The 12,917-nt window shown below is 60.3% G+C and carries 16 protein-coding genes; 13 read left to right on the top strand and 3 right to left on the bottom strand.

Annotated elements, in window-relative coordinates:
- Positions 1–51: 51 nt before the first annotated feature.
- The 4 genes from rpe to purB all read left to right on the top strand — a co-directional run bounded on the left by rpe (position 52) and on the right by purB (position 3,315).
- Positions 52–729, top strand: a complete 678-nt coding sequence (gene rpe, locus AC1DNW_RS32300; protein WP_113299427.1) for a ribulose-phosphate 3-epimerase — start codon at positions 52–54, stop codon at positions 727–729.
- Entirely contained in the window at positions 729–1,457 is a 729-nt protein-coding gene (locus AC1DNW_RS32295; RefSeq protein WP_113299428.1) for a DUF2259 domain-containing protein, read from the top strand. The genes rpe and AC1DNW_RS32295 overlap by 1 nt, the downstream gene beginning before the upstream one ends.
- A gap of 2 nt (positions 1,458–1,459) precedes the next feature.
- Positions 1,460–1,945, top strand: a complete 486-nt coding sequence (locus AC1DNW_RS32290; protein WP_113310662.1) for a hypothetical protein — start codon at positions 1,460–1,462, stop codon at positions 1,943–1,945.
- Between the two features lie 62 nt (positions 1,946–2,007).
- Positions 2,008–3,315 (top strand): adenylosuccinate lyase, encoded by a 1,308-nt coding sequence (gene purB, locus AC1DNW_RS32285; RefSeq protein ID WP_113299430.1) that lies wholly within the window; start codon positions 2,008–2,010, stop codon positions 3,313–3,315.
- Positions 3,316–3,360: 45 nt separating this feature from the next.
- Here the strand turns inward: purB and AC1DNW_RS32280 are convergent, their stop codons facing one another.
- Positions 3,361–3,825, bottom strand: coding sequence for a low affinity iron permease family protein (locus AC1DNW_RS32280; protein ID WP_113299478.1), 465 nt, complete (start codon positions 3,823–3,825; stop codon positions 3,361–3,363).
- A 127-nt stretch (positions 3,826–3,952) separates the two neighbouring features.
- Positions 3,953–4,756, bottom strand: a complete 804-nt coding sequence (locus tag AC1DNW_RS32275) for a DUF2189 domain-containing protein (RefSeq protein WP_113310663.1) — start codon at positions 4,754–4,756, stop codon at positions 3,953–3,955.
- 160 nt (positions 4,757–4,916) lie between these two features.
- Between AC1DNW_RS32275 and AC1DNW_RS32270 the strand changes: the two genes are divergently transcribed.
- From AC1DNW_RS32270 to AC1DNW_RS32240, 7 genes are all read left to right on the top strand, one after another.
- Positions 4,917–5,471, top strand: coding sequence for an RBBP9/YdeN family alpha/beta hydrolase (locus AC1DNW_RS32270; protein ID WP_113299432.1), 555 nt, complete (start codon positions 4,917–4,919; stop codon positions 5,469–5,471).
- A 106-nt stretch (positions 5,472–5,577) separates the two neighbouring features.
- The gene (locus tag AC1DNW_RS32265; protein ID WP_477855455.1) at positions 5,578–7,881 is read left to right on the top strand and encodes a bifunctional diguanylate cyclase/phosphodiesterase; all 2,304 of its coding nucleotides are present in this window, start codon (positions 5,578–5,580) and stop codon (positions 7,879–7,881) included.
- Positions 7,882–8,111: 230 nt separating this feature from the next.
- Entirely contained in the window at positions 8,112–8,876 is a 765-nt protein-coding gene (gene purC / locus AC1DNW_RS32260) for a phosphoribosylaminoimidazolesuccinocarboxamide synthase (protein ID WP_113299434.1), read from the top strand.
- A gap of 15 nt (positions 8,877–8,891) precedes the next feature.
- On the top strand, positions 8,892–9,134 hold the full coding sequence (purS, locus tag AC1DNW_RS32255) for a phosphoribosylformylglycinamidine synthase subunit PurS (RefSeq protein WP_113299435.1): 243 nt from the start codon (positions 8,892–8,894) through the stop codon (positions 9,132–9,134).
- 44 nt (positions 9,135–9,178) lie between these two features.
- Complete coding sequence (locus AC1DNW_RS32250; RefSeq protein WP_113310665.1) at positions 9,179–9,733, top strand: RNA 2'-phosphotransferase; 555 nt, start codon at positions 9,179–9,181, stop codon at positions 9,731–9,733.
- Entirely contained in the window at positions 9,730–10,401 is a 672-nt protein-coding gene (purQ, locus tag AC1DNW_RS32245) for a phosphoribosylformylglycinamidine synthase subunit PurQ (RefSeq protein ID WP_113299437.1), read from the top strand. Before AC1DNW_RS32250 ends, purQ begins: the two co-directional genes overlap by 4 nt.
- A gap of 38 nt (positions 10,402–10,439) precedes the next feature.
- Positions 10,440–10,844, top strand: coding sequence for a hypothetical protein (locus AC1DNW_RS32240; RefSeq protein WP_113299438.1), 405 nt, complete (start codon positions 10,440–10,442; stop codon positions 10,842–10,844).
- 106 nt (positions 10,845–10,950) lie between these two features.
- On the opposite strand, the gene AC1DNW_RS32235 is transcribed toward AC1DNW_RS32240, so the two are convergent.
- Positions 10,951–11,205 carry a DUF1127 domain-containing protein gene (locus AC1DNW_RS32235; RefSeq protein WP_113310692.1) on the bottom strand — a complete coding sequence of 85 codons (255 nt, stop codon included), beginning with the start codon at positions 11,203–11,205 and terminating at the stop codon, positions 10,951–10,953.
- Positions 11,206–11,284: 79 nt separating this feature from the next.
- Here AC1DNW_RS32235 and AC1DNW_RS32230 point away from each other — a divergent pair, with 79 nt between their 5' ends.
- Both AC1DNW_RS32230 and AC1DNW_RS32225 read left to right on the top strand, forming a co-directional pair.
- Complete coding sequence (locus AC1DNW_RS32230) at positions 11,285–12,703, top strand: aminotransferase-like domain-containing protein (protein ID WP_113310666.1); 1,419 nt, start codon at positions 11,285–11,287, stop codon at positions 12,701–12,703.
- 4 nt (positions 12,704–12,707) lie between these two features.
- Positions 12,708–12,917, top strand: a 210-nt coding sequence (locus AC1DNW_RS32225) for a hypothetical protein (protein WP_477855454.1), incomplete at its 3' end; no start/stop codon positions are given.

The following is a 12,917-nucleotide window of genomic DNA, read 5'->3' as shown; positions in this document are numbered from 1 at the left end:
AATGCCGGGAGGCGGCTTGCCCGCTGCCGGTTGAGATGGAGACCGAGACCCATGACGACACTGCCCATCCGCATCGCGCCGTCGATCCTGGCGGCAGATTTTGCAAAGCTCGGCGAGGAAGTACGCAACGTCACCGCAGCCGGCGCCGACTGGATCCATCTCGACGTCATGGACGGGCATTTCGTGCCGAACATTTCCTTCGGCCCTGACGTTATCAAGTCGCTGCGCTCCTATACGGATGCGACCTTCGACTGCCATCTGATGATCTCGCCGGCCGACCCCTATCTGGAGGCTTTCGCCAAGGCCGGCTGCGACCGCATCACCGTGCACGCAGAGGCAGGACCGCATCTGCACCGCTCGCTGCAGACGATCCGCCATCTTGGCAAGAAGGTCGGTGTCACGCTCAATCCGGCAACGCCGCTTTCTGTGGTCGAGAACGTGCTTGACGATGTCGACCTCATTCTCATTATGTCCGTCAACCCCGGTTTCGGCGGCCAGAAATTCATTCCGGCAATGGCAGACAAGATCGCAGCAGCGAAGTCACTCATCGGTGATCGCCCGATCGAGCTTGAGGTGGACGGTGGTGTGACGGTCGATACCGCGCCCACCGTGGCAAAGGCCGGCGGCAACGTGCTCGTCGCCGGATCGGCAATTTTCAAGGGCGGCTCGGTCGAGTCCTATCGCCAGGCCATCACCGCCCTTCGCAACGCGGCTGAGGGAGCTCGCTAATGACGAAGCGCATGTTTATGGGCGGGTTTTTCGCCGCCCTGCTGACCGGCATGGCCGCGACGGCCTCGGCCGGCGACATTGCCAATATGCAGCCGGTCGGTTTCTCGGCCGATGGCAAGATCTTTGCCTTCCAGGAATTCGGCATGAAGGATGGAAAGGTGCCCTATTCGGATACCTTTTTTATCGACACCGAAACCGGTGAAAACCTTGAAGGCACGCCCTTCCATCTAGAGCTGACAGACAAGGACGCTGATCTTTCCAAGGCGCGTCGACAGAACCTGACGGCTGCCCGTAAGCAGATGGACAAATACGACCTTCTGACCAATCCGGGCCTGATCGCCGCCTTCAACCCGCCGACCGAACTCGGCTCGCCAATGAAGACGATCCGCTACACGACGCTTGCCAACGATGGCCCGCCGCGCGGCGCCTATACGCTGCTGCTCGGTGACGCCGATGTCGCAAAGCCGGATAGCTGCAAGGACGTCAACCGCGTCACCGGCTTTACGCTGCAACTCATCGAAAAGGACGGCGCGCCGCATCGCCAGCTGGTGCATGAAGACAAGTCGCTGCCGGATGATCGGGGCTGCACGGTCGAATATCGCATGGGCGGCGCCCTCGTCTACCAGCCGGAATCGGCAAAGCCTGTTCACATCGCCCTCATTCTGGCACTGAGCGCCGCGCCGGACGGCCGTAACGGCCGCTGGATCGCCGTTCCGGTTCACCCCTGAGAATGAACCGTCTGCGGGCGGCATGGCCGTCCTTTCCAGATTTTTTCATTGGCGCCCCGCTCTGGGGCGTCCAGATGCTGCTCTCGGTCATGGTTGGCCTCTACCTGCGTAATGGATGGGAAACGAGCCACGTGCTCGATCTCTCCATCCTCTATTTTAGCGGCGGGCTGCTCTCCTGGCCCTTCAACCTGCTTGTGGGGCGCTATTTCGCTCTGGGCCATAAGGTGGAGACGCGTTTCGCCGCTTTCTTCCTGGCGTTGACGACCGGCACGGTCCTGATGACAGCCTTTCTCTTCGCCATGGACTACCGGATTTTCTATGCCCGCTGGCATGCGCCGTTCGGCTCTGTCATCTGGATGTTCCAGTTTGTCTTTACCGGCGCCAGCGCCGTTTATCAGTTCCTCGTTATCGGTCTGGGGCTATTTCTGCCCCTTGGACTGGTCTGTCTTTTCGCCACCAGCCTGGCTCTTGCCAAACGCATGCGTTGAGATTGCCGGCCGTCTTTGCTACAGGGGCCGCAGCTACTGTCACGAAATGAAGGCGCTCGCACATGATCCCTCGTTATTCCCGGCCCGAGATGGTCGCCATCTGGTCTCCCGAAACCAAGTTCCGCATCTGGTTCGAGATCGAGGCCCATGCCTGCGACGCGCTGGCGGACCTCGGCGTGATCCCGAAGTCGGCGGCTGCCACCATCTGGGAAAAGGGCGGCAAGGCGACCTTCGACGTCGCCCGCATCGATGAGATCGAGGCCGTCACCAAGCATGACGTTATCGCCTTCCTGACCCACCTTGCCGAAATCGTCGGCCCGGACGCCCGCTTCGTCCATCAGGGCATGACCTCGTCCGACGTGCTCGACACCACGTTCAACATCCAGCTCGTGCGCGCCGCCGATATTCTTCTTGCCGGCATGGACCGCGTTCTCACAGCGCTGAAGACGCGTGCCTTCGAGCACAAGGATACGATCCGCATCGGCCGCAGCCACGGCATCCATGCCGAGCCGACGACGATGGGCCTGACTTTCGCGCGCTTCTATGCCGAGATGAGCCGCAACCGCGCCCGTCTGGTCGCTGCCCGTGCCGAAATCGCCACGGGTGCCATCTCCGGCGCCGTCGGCACCTTCGCCAATATCGATCCGGTTGTCGAAGAGCATGTCTGCGCAGCCCTCGGCCTCGTTCCCGAGCCCGTCTCCACGCAGGTCATTCCGCGTGACCGCCATGCGATGTTCTTCGCCACCCTCGGTGTCATCGGCTCGTCGATCGAAAACGTCGCGACCGAAATTCGCCACATGCAGCGCACCGAAGTGCTGGAAGCGGAAGAATACTTCTCGCCGGGCCAGAAGGGCTCGTCGGCCATGCCGCACAAGCGCAACCCGGTTCTCACCGAAAACCTCACTGGCCTTGCCCGCCTTGTGCGCATGTCGGTGGTGCCGGCCATGGAAAACGTGGCGCTCTGGCATGAGCGCGACATCAGCCATTCGAGCGTCGAGCGCGCTATCGGCCCCGACACGACTGTTACCCTCGATTTCGCGCTGAACCGTCTGGCCGGCGTGGTCGAAAAGCTCGTAGTCTATCCCGAGAACATGGAAAAGAACCTCAACAAGTTCCGTGGCCTCGTCCATTCGCAGCGCGTTCTCCTGGCGCTGACCCAGGCCGGCGTCTCCCGCGAGGACGCCTACCGCCTCGTCCAGCGCAACGCCATGAAGGTCTGGGAACAGGGCAAGGATTTTCTGGAAGAACTGCTCGCCGATGCCGAGGTCCGCGCCGCGCTTTCTGAAGAAGACATTCGGGAGAAGTTCGACCTTGGCTATCATACGAAGCATGTCGACACGATCTTCCGCCGCGTCTTCGGCGAAGCGTAATCGCTGCAAGATATCCCTTGAAACGGCGCCCATGAGGCGCCGTTTTCATTTCCGCTTGCGCTGCGTGGAGGCCACCGGCGTCTTGCGCTTTCTCGACTCGCGTTTTGCAGGTGATGTATCGGCCGGCTCATCCGATATCTCGCAGGCCTCTGTCTCACCCTTGCCTTTAGCCGCTTTGGCCACCAGTTGGTCGAGATGCTTGAGGTCTTCTTCATCGAGATTTTCGATGCCGATGAAGCGGTTCTCCGCATGGCTGGTCAGGATGATCTCATTGAGCTTTGCCTGGATGGCCCGCGTATCGCGTGTCTGCGCATTCTGCAGCACGAAGACCATCAGGAAGGTGATGATCGTCGTGCCGGTATTGATCACCAGTTGCCAGGTTTCCGAGTAGTCGAAGACAGGGCCGAGAGCAGCCCAGATGATCACGGCGATGAGCGCCAGAATGAACGTCACCGGCTTGCCCGCCCACTCCGATATCTTGGTCGCGAAGTGGGCAAACACGTGGCGTATGGTCACCTTGAAATCCTCCTCAGAAGTCGGCGCAAGACAAACTCCATGCAAGGTTCCGAGGTTCCAGAGTGCAGTGAATTTCCGGGGGGCATCGTGGAAATTCGCGATACCCCCGGGAGTGCTGCCGTCACATGGCTTCGCGGGCAATCAGCTTCCGGTAGAGATGCCAGGTCGCATGGCCGAGGATGGGAATGACGAGTGCGAGGCCGACAAAGAGCGGGATTGTGCCGATGACGAGCGATGCGGCAACGATCAGGCCCCAGAGCAATACCGGTACCGGATTGATGAAGGTTGCGCGGATCGAGGCGACCATCGCGGCCACCGCCCCGCAATCCCTGTCGAGCAGCATCGGGAAGGTCACGACGGTGATCGCCAGAACGACGAAAGCAAAGCCGAGGCCGACCAGATTGCCCCACAGGATGAGCTGCATGCCTTCCGGCGTACTGAACACTTGCTGCAGGAAGAGCGACATGGAGCGCGGGAAGACTTCGCCGAGAAGCCCCGCATAGATGGTTTGCGCCGTGACCAGCCAGACGGTGAAGATCCCGAACAGCAGGAGGCCAACGGCGATGATGGACGGCAAAGCCGGCGAGTGGCGCACGTCGAGTGCATGCGTCCAGGAGGAATCGAGTCCGGCTTCGCGCCGGCGGCTGATTTCGTAGAGGCCGATCGCGGCGATCGGGCCGATCAGCACGAAGCCCGACATAAGCGGAAAGATCATCGGTGCAAGATTGGCGCCCGAACTCAGCATCGTCAGGAAGATGCCGGCGATCGGATACATGAGACACAGGAAAACATAATGCGAAGGCTTCTCGCGGAAATCCTCGAAACCGAGCCTGAGCGCGTCGAAGACGTCGGCTATGCTGATCTTATTGACCACGGGCCGTGCGAAGCTCTCGCCAGCGCCCGTCATGACATGAAATGTCGTCATGGCTTTCTCCTCCTCAGCCAAGATGAGCCGGAGGCGATGTGTCGGCAACAAGGGGCCGACACGAGAACGCAACCGGCAGACAGCCACTGTAGCAAATTTTTTGAGCTAAGTCGCTCTTTCCCTTGACATCGCGGTTACGCTTTCTCACATCGGCGGCACCATGAAAGCTTCAGACGCAGATATCCTCATCATTCCCGGCTATACCAATTCCGGTCCCGACCATTGGCAGACCCGCTGGGAAGCAAAACTCAGCACGGCGCGGCGCGTCGAGCAGGCGGAATGGTCGAAGCCCGTGCGCGACGACTGGACCGCCCGCATCGCCGAAGCGGTGAATGCCAGCACACGCCCCGTCGTGCTCATCGCCCATTCCCTTGGCGTGCCCTCGGTGATCCATGCCATCCCGCTGTTTCAGAAGCGCGTTGCCGGCGCCTTCTTCGTGGCGCCCCCCGATGTAGCCAATCCTGATATCCGCCCGAAGCATCTGATGACCTTCGGCCCCTACCCGCGCGATCCGCTGCCCTTCCCCTCGATTACGGTTGCCAGCCGCAACGATCCCTTCGGCACCTATGAGCATGCCGACGATATCGCCAACAGCTGGGGTTCCTTCCTGGTGGATGCCGGCGAGTCCGGTCACATCAACTCGGAATCCGGTCACGGCCCGTGGCCGGAGGGCACGATGGTCTTTGCCCAGTTTCTCAGTCGCCTGCCCGGCTGAGAAACCGGAATATCGGGGGTTTCCAGAGAATTAAGCGATCGCTTTCTAAGTATTTCTTAATGGAAAGACCGCAGACTGCGCACACGCCAGAATAGCGAGAGCGCCCGTGAAGCAAAGCCAGCCGCCCAAAACCGCCGCCGATATCAGTCGCGACGAACCGGCGGCCGATGGGTTCGCAAGCTACACCGATGATTCCGACATCGCCGAGCGTGAAAGCCGCTGGAACTATGCGCTGGTCGGTTCCGGCCTCGGTGTCTGGGATCACAATTATCGCCTCGACAAGAAATATTATTCCCAGACATGGAAGAACATCCGCGGCATGGCCCCGCATGAGGAAGCGGATGGCGACTACGAAGCCTGGCTGCAGCTCGTACATCCTGATGACCGTGATTTTGTCGTCGAGGCGATAGAGCGCCAGAACGCCGGCGATCCGAATTGTCACGTCTTCCAGTATCGCGAGCGCCATAAGGACGGACATTGGGTCTGGATCGAATGCCGAGGGGCGCCTGTCGAATGGGATGAGAATGGCGCTGCACAGCGCGTCGTGGGCACGGATACCGATATTACCATCCGAAAGGAGACCGAGGAGATGCTGTCTCAGCTCTCCCGCCGTCTCGATCTTGCTCTGCAGATCAGCGATATCGGCGTCTTCGAAGCCGATATCGATCATCGCACCGTCGAATGGGACGATCGCCTCATCGCGATCTACGGCATGAAGGGCCTCGATCGCCACGCTGCCGCCGCTGCGTGGCCGGATGCGATCCATCCCGACGATCGCGAGCGCGTGCTCGGCACCGTCGAGAGCAATGTCCGAGACGAGATGCCCTTTCACCAGGAATTCCGAATCATCCGGGGGGATGGCGCCGAGCGCATCATCCGCGCCCGCGCTGCCTTCTTCGTCGATGGCAACGGTTGCCGGCGGTTGATCGGCGCCAACTGGGACGTAACGGACGAAGTGGCGTTGCGCAACGAACTGCAGCGAGCCAAGGATCTCGCCGAAGCACGCAACAGGCAGCTCGAAGCCGCCAAGGAAAGCATCGAGCATCTGGCGTTCCATGATTATCTGACCGGCCTGCCGAACCGCCGCTATCTCGACAAGATGCTGGAGGAGCGCTCCACCCAGTGCCGCGAGGAAGGCCTGGCGCTCGCCATCCTTCATATCGATCTCGACCGTTTCAAGCAGATCAATGATACGCTCGGCCACCGCGCCGGCGACCATATGCTGAAACATGCCGCCCGGGTATTGCGCGACTCCATTCGCGCCACTGATTTCGTCGCGCGCATCGGCGGCGATGAATTCGTCGTCCTCTGCATCGTCGACACCGCCTCGAAGAAGATCGCCACCGTCGCCGAGCGCATCATCCGCGAGCTGCGCAAACCCATCAAATATGAGGGGCATGATTGCCGCTTCGGCGCCAGCATCGGCATCGCCATCGACAGCGGCCCGAAGCTCGATGAAAAACAGCTTCTCCTTAATGCCGATATCGCGCTCTACCGGGCCAAGGGCTCCGGCCGCAACCGCCACGAATTCTTCTCCAATGCCGCGCGCCGCACGATCCTGACGGCCAAGCGCCTAGCGGACGAAATCCTGATCGGCCTGGAGCGAAGCGAATTCGTGCCCTTCTATCAGCCGCAATTCGATGCCCGCACGCTCGATATCGCCGGCATCGAGACGCTGGCCCGCTGGCAGCATCCCGAACACGGCCTGCTGGCCCCGGATCGTTTTCTCGACATTGCCGAAGACCTCGACGTGGTCTCGACCATCGATGCCTTGATCCTCGAACGGGCGATCGCCGATCGGAAGGTCTGGGTCCGCGAAGGCTTCGCCATTCCCCGCATCTCGGTCAATGTCTCCGGCCGGAGACTGTCCGATCCGCAGCTCGGCAAGAAGCTGCGTTCGCTGAAGATCGAGCCCGGCACGATCTCATTCGAGCTTCTGGAATCCATCTCGCTCGACGATTGCGACGAGGCGGTGACCGCAAATCTGAAGAAGCTGAAGAAGCTCGGCATCGACATCGAAGTCGATGATTTCGGCACCGGCCATGCTTCGATCGTCAGCCTGCTGCGGCTGAGCCCGAAGACGCCGAAGATCGATCGCGAATTGATCAGCCGGCTGCCGCAATCGGCCGAGCAGCGCAAGCTCGTGCGCTCCATCATCGAAATAGGCCGCTCGCTGAACATTCTCGTCACCGCCGAAGGTGTGGAGACCACCGATCACGTCCGTATCCTGCAGGAGCTTGGTTGCGACATGCTGCAGGGCTATGCTCTCGCCCGGCCGATGCCTGCCATGCAGATCCCCGCGTTCATCCGCAGCGGAAGCTGGCGGCAGCCGGAGGGTGCGGCCCGCGCGCTGCAGACGGATCTGCGACTTTCCGTCGACCGGCCCATCTCCAAAACAGCCTCCAGATAAACACCTGTATAACCCCTCCGAGATTTTGCCTTCATTTCACCGTAAACAAAAAGGCGGTAGTCTTCCCTTGCGAAGACATTCGATTCTCTTTGCGGTTTTCCGCGCAGGGCCGGAAACCGGGGAAGGAGTGACAGGCGGATTGTGAAACTCTCTCTTTTCCTTTAAGGGGACGCCACGAGATCGATCCACGCGCGCTATCCCAAGAGCGCCAACAGCAGAGAATAACGACTATGAACCGTCGCCGCCGTATCTACGAGGGCAAGGCAAAGATTCTGTATGAAGGGCCTGAACCGGGTACGCTGATCCAGTTCTTCAAGGACGATGCCACTGCTTTCAACAAGAAGAAGCACGAAGTCATTGATGGCAAGGGCGTCCTCAACAACCGTATTTCTGAATATATTTTCAGCCATCTGAACAACATCGGCATTCCCACCCACTTCATCCGCCGGCTCAACATGCGCGAGCAGCTGATCAAGGAAGTGGAGATGATCCCGCTTGAGATCGTCGTGCGCAATGTCGCCGCCGGCTCGCTCGCCAAGCGCCTCGGCATCGAGGAAGGCGTGGTCCTGCCGCGTTCGATCATCGAATTCTATTACAAGTCCGATACGCTCGAGGACCCGATGGTCTCCGAAGAGCATATCACCGCTTTCGGCTGGGCCAACCCGGCGGAACTCGACGACATCATGGCGCTCGCCATCCGTGTCAACGACTTCATGACCGGTCTTTTCCTCGGCGTCGGGATCCAGCTCGTCGATTTCAAGATCGAATGCGGCCGCCTCTTCGAGGGCGACATGATGCGCATCATCCTGGCCGACGAAATCTCGCCGGATAGCTGCCGTCTCTGGGATATCGAGACCCGCAAGAAGATGGACAAGGACCTCTTCCGCCGCGATCTCGGCGGATTGCTGGAAGCCTATTCGGAAGTCGCGCGCCGTCTCGGCATCATCAATGAAAACGAGCCCGTGCGCGGCACGGGTCCCGTTCTGGTCAAGTAAAAGCAGGGAAAACAAGTGATCAAGGCTCGCGTCACCGTCACGCTGAAAAACGGCGTTCTCGATCCTCAGGGCAAGGCTATCGAAGGCGCGCTTGGCGCCCTCGGCTTCGGCGGCGTCGGCCATGTCCGCCAGGGCAAGGTCTTCGACCTGGAACTTGATGGTTCCGACAAGGCCAAGGCCGAGACGGAACTCAAGGCCATGTGCGAGAAACTCCTCGCAAACACGGTCATCGAGAACTACGCGATCGCGATCGACTGACGATCACAGGCCCGCCGTCCGGCGGGCTTTCAGGATTAGGCGTCATGATGGAAACAAAGCTGGAGACGGAAGTCTCGAAATTCATGAGCTATGTTTTGCGCCATGCGCCGGAAGCCGCAGGCCTGACGCTTGATGCCGAAGGTTGGGTCCCCTTCGATGTGTTCGAGAAGGCGTTGATGTCGAGATACGACGTCTCTCGCGCCGATATTATCGAAATCATCGAGAACAGTCCGAAGAAGCGCTTCGCCCTGGTCGATGACAGAATTCGCGCCAACCAGGGCCATAGCATCGGTGCCGATCTGGCATTGAAGGCGGTCGAGCCGCCGGCAGTCCTTTTTCATGGCACGTCGCTGGTGAACTGGCCCCTGATCGAGCGCGAAGGCCTGAAGAAGATGGAACGGCACCACGTTCATCTCTCTGATGATGTCGAAACGGCGAAGATCGTCGCAACGCGCCGCAAGGGCGACTATATCATCCTGCGTGTAGACGCAGCCCGCATGTTTTCAGAGGGCCATTCTTTCTTTGTCTCGGACAATGGAGTATGGCTCGCCGAAAGCGTTCCAGTTCAATATCTTTCGCCAACCGCGGGGACCTTATGAAATCAGCCGTCGTTCAACTTCCGGGCCTCAACCGCGATCGCGACATGATCGCCGCTCTCACCAAGATCTCCGGTCAGCAGCCGGTGACGATCTGGCAGACGGAAACGGAAATCCCTGACGTCGACCTGATCGTCATTCCCGGCGGGTTCTCCTATGGCGATTACCTGCGCTGCGGCGCGATTGCCGCGCGCATGCCGGTCATGCAGGCGATCATCGAAAAGGCAAACCAGGGCGTGAAGGTTCTGGGTGTCTGCAACGGCTTCCAGATCCTCGTCGAGGCGGGCCTGCTGCCGGGCGCCCTGATGCGCAATGCCTCGCTGAAATTCGTCTGCCGCGAGATCAAGCTCGAAGTCGTCAACGCCGAGACGGATTTCTCCCGTGCCTATGAAAAGGGCCAGATCATCCGCTGCCCGGTCGCCCATCATGACGGCAACTACTTTGCCGATGCCGAGACGCTCGCTGCCATCGAGGGCAACGGCCAGGTCGTCTTCCGCTATGCTGAAGGCACCAATCCGAATGGTTCGGTCAACGACATTGCCGGCATCGTGAATGCCAAGGGCAATGTGCTCGGCATGATGCCGCATCCGGAAAATCTTATCGAAGCCGCCCATGGCGGTTCGGATGGCCGCGGCCTCTTCGCCTCGGCGCTCGACGTCATCGCTGCCTGATTAGGCGGCCCGTTCGCCGGACCACTGGAGCAAGCTGAATGCGCCCTCGCCTTTTCGCCGCCGTTGCCAACGCTGCGGCCTTTGCCGGCCTCGCGGCATTCGTCGCTGCCTGCCAGTCTCCGGCTCCTGTAAGGGGACCGGATCGCAGTGCGCTGTCGACGATGGAGCGTGTGGCGCTCGGCGCCAATAGCTGCTGGTTCAAGTCGGGCGATCCGGCTTTCGCGGCTTACAAGCTCGCGCCGGAACTCAATTCCTTCTCCGGCCGTCCGCGCATTCTGGTCGTGCACAAGGGCAGCCCGGAAAGCCGGCCGCTGCTTGTGGTGCAGGCCGAAGGCAGCCCAGCCAAGATGCAGGCTTTCGGACCGATGATGTCCGAGCCGGTTTCCGGCCGTATCGCCGCCGATGTCACCCGCTGGTCGGGCGGTAACCGCGCCTGCAGCTAGGGCAATTCCAGCAAAAGTGCGCAGCGGTTTTGCGTCCGCAATTGCGTGAAAACAGAGAGACAGAGCATTTCCCGTGTTTCGCAGAAAAGCGGAAATGCTCTAAGCTTCAGTCCCAGAAAAATGACTTGCTGACTTCGCGTGCGGCATCGGACTGCGACAGGCCGATATCCTTGAGTTGATCCGCTGTCAGTCCGCGCAACGCCAGGCGCCCCTCCCGCTTCTGTTGCCATAGCAGGAAGACTGCCCGCAGACGCCCCAGCTGAGTCGTGGCCGGCGCCTGCGTCGGGAGGACAATTTCGTGCGGGCTATCGATAGAGACAATCGATACAATATCGCTCTTTATTGGAGGTACAACGGACATCCTTGGCTCCTGTTGTTCTGCTCTTGTGATTGTCACATAGTCTTGACAGAGAGAGGGTGACAATCTATTCATTGTCACCATGACAAATTGGCTTCCTGATCTTTCGCAGGGCTCTGGCCCGGTCTATATGCGGCTTGCGGACAATATCGAATCCGCCATTGCTTCCGGCACCTTGCCGGCGGGCGCCAAGCTGCCGCCGCAGCGCAATCTTGCCTATGATATCGGGGTGACAATCGGAACAATCGGCCGGGCCTATGCGCTGGTTCATGAGCGCGGGCTCGTCGCCGGCGAAGTTGGCCGCGGCACCTATGTGCTTGACCGCGCCGATACGCCGCCCAGCGAGCAGGTGGACCCTGTCACCCTTTCGCTGAGTGGCACGCGTGTTGCCGAGGCCCCGCCGAACAAGCTTCGCTTCGATACGACCGCTGCCCCGGATCTCGGTCAGGGCAAGATCATCGCCGGCATCATGGCCGAGATCGGCGAACAGCATCTGGCGGAAATCTCTTCCTACTCCCGCAGCTTCCCACCGAACTGGTTCGAGGCCGGCCGTCTGTGGCTGGCGCGCAACGGCTGGTCGCCGGAGGCTGAAAACGTTGTGCCGACGCTCGGCGCGCATGCGGCGGCCATCTCCGTCATCGCAGCCGTGTCAGCACCCGGTGACAAGATCGTCTTCGAAAACCTCACCTATACGCAGGTGAGCCGCAGCGTCCGCCTGCTCGGCCGGCGTACATTGACAGTCGAGTCCGATGAAAACGGCATCATTCCCGAGGATTTCGAGCGGCTCTGCCAGCAGCAGCATCCGAAGCTCGTCTTTACGATGCCGACGGTCCACAATCCGACACTCGCCATCATGCCCTATGAGCGGCGCGTCGCGATCGCCGAAATTGCCAGACGGCACGGTGTGTGGATCATCGAGGACGATCTCTATGGTGGCATGGCCAATGACGCTACGCCACTGCTTGCCGCAATCGCGCCCGATCGCACCTTCCTGGTCAATGGCCTGTCGAAATCGGTTGCTGCCGGCGTGCGTGGCGGCTGGGTCGCCTGCCCGCCGCATTTCGCCCAGCGCATCAAGGTCACGCACAAGATGGTTACGGGCGGCCTGCCCTTCATCCTGGCGGAAACCTGCGCGCGCCTTGTCCTGAGCGGCAAGGCGCATGAGATCCGCGACGCGAGCGTTTTGGAACTGTCGGCCCGCGTGAGTCTCGCCCGTGAGGTCATGCAGGGCTTTGATTTCGAATCCCACCCGCATGCGCCCTTCCTGTGGCTGAAACTGCCGGAACCCTGGCTGTCCGGCACCTTCAAGAATGCCGCCTTTCGCGATGGCGTGCTTGTCGACGACGAGGATGAGTTCAAGGCGGCGCGTGGCGACAAAGTCTATCACCGCGTGCGCATCGGCTTCTCTTCACCGAAGGATAGAAACGAGCTGGTGTCCGGCCTTATGATATTGAAACGACTGCTGGAAAATGGCGGCTCCGCCTACGACGGGGAAATCTGAACTGTTGCAAATTGGTGTCAGGATTGTGGAAAAAGCCATGATCCGGACACCAGCGCTTTACCGTCTAACTCTGCGTGTTACCTCTTTCACATTCCGCTGTTTAAGCGAGAATCAAGGGACAGCAGATGAAATTCGATTTCCGTTTGAGCCTGCTACGCCTGTCGAGTATCGCGTTGGTCGCACTCATTGCCAGCAGCCTGGGAATGTCATCAAC

This window comes from Rhizobium sp. 05L429 (genome assembly GCF_056397645.1).
This window is presented reverse-complemented; position numbering and strand designations above follow the sequence as displayed.

Coding starts and splice junctions, on each gene's coding strand:
- purQ (WP_113299437.1), top strand. CDS start 9,730: ATGAAATCAGCCGTCGTTCAACTTCCGGGCCTCAACCGCGATCGCGAC.
- AC1DNW_RS32270 (WP_113299432.1), top strand. CDS start 4,917: ATGAAAGCTTCAGACGCAGATATCCTCATCATTCCCGGCTATACCAAT.
- purB (WP_113299430.1), top strand. CDS start 2,008: ATGATCCCTCGTTATTCCCGGCCCGAGATGGTCGCCATCTGGTCTCCC.
- AC1DNW_RS32275 (WP_113310663.1), bottom strand. CDS start 4,756: ATGACGACATTTCATGTCATGACGGGCGCTGGCGAGAGCTTCGCACGG.
- AC1DNW_RS32230 (WP_113310666.1), top strand. CDS start 11,285: ATGACAAATTGGCTTCCTGATCTTTCGCAGGGCTCTGGCCCGGTCTAT.
- AC1DNW_RS32295 (WP_113299428.1), top strand. CDS start 729: ATGACGAAGCGCATGTTTATGGGCGGGTTTTTCGCCGCCCTGCTGACC.
- AC1DNW_RS32290 (WP_113310662.1), top strand. CDS start 1,460: ATGAACCGTCTGCGGGCGGCATGGCCGTCCTTTCCAGATTTTTTCATT.
- AC1DNW_RS32235 (WP_113310692.1), bottom strand. CDS start 11,205: ATGTCCGTTGTACCTCCAATAAAGAGCGATATTGTATCGATTGTCTCT.
- AC1DNW_RS32240 (WP_113299438.1), top strand. CDS start 10,440: ATGCGCCCTCGCCTTTTCGCCGCCGTTGCCAACGCTGCGGCCTTTGCC.
- AC1DNW_RS32250 (WP_113310665.1), top strand. CDS start 9,179: ATGATGGAAACAAAGCTGGAGACGGAAGTCTCGAAATTCATGAGCTAT.
- rpe (WP_113299427.1), top strand. CDS start 52: ATGACGACACTGCCCATCCGCATCGCGCCGTCGATCCTGGCGGCAGAT.
- purC (WP_113299434.1), top strand. CDS start 8,112: ATGAACCGTCGCCGCCGTATCTACGAGGGCAAGGCAAAGATTCTGTAT.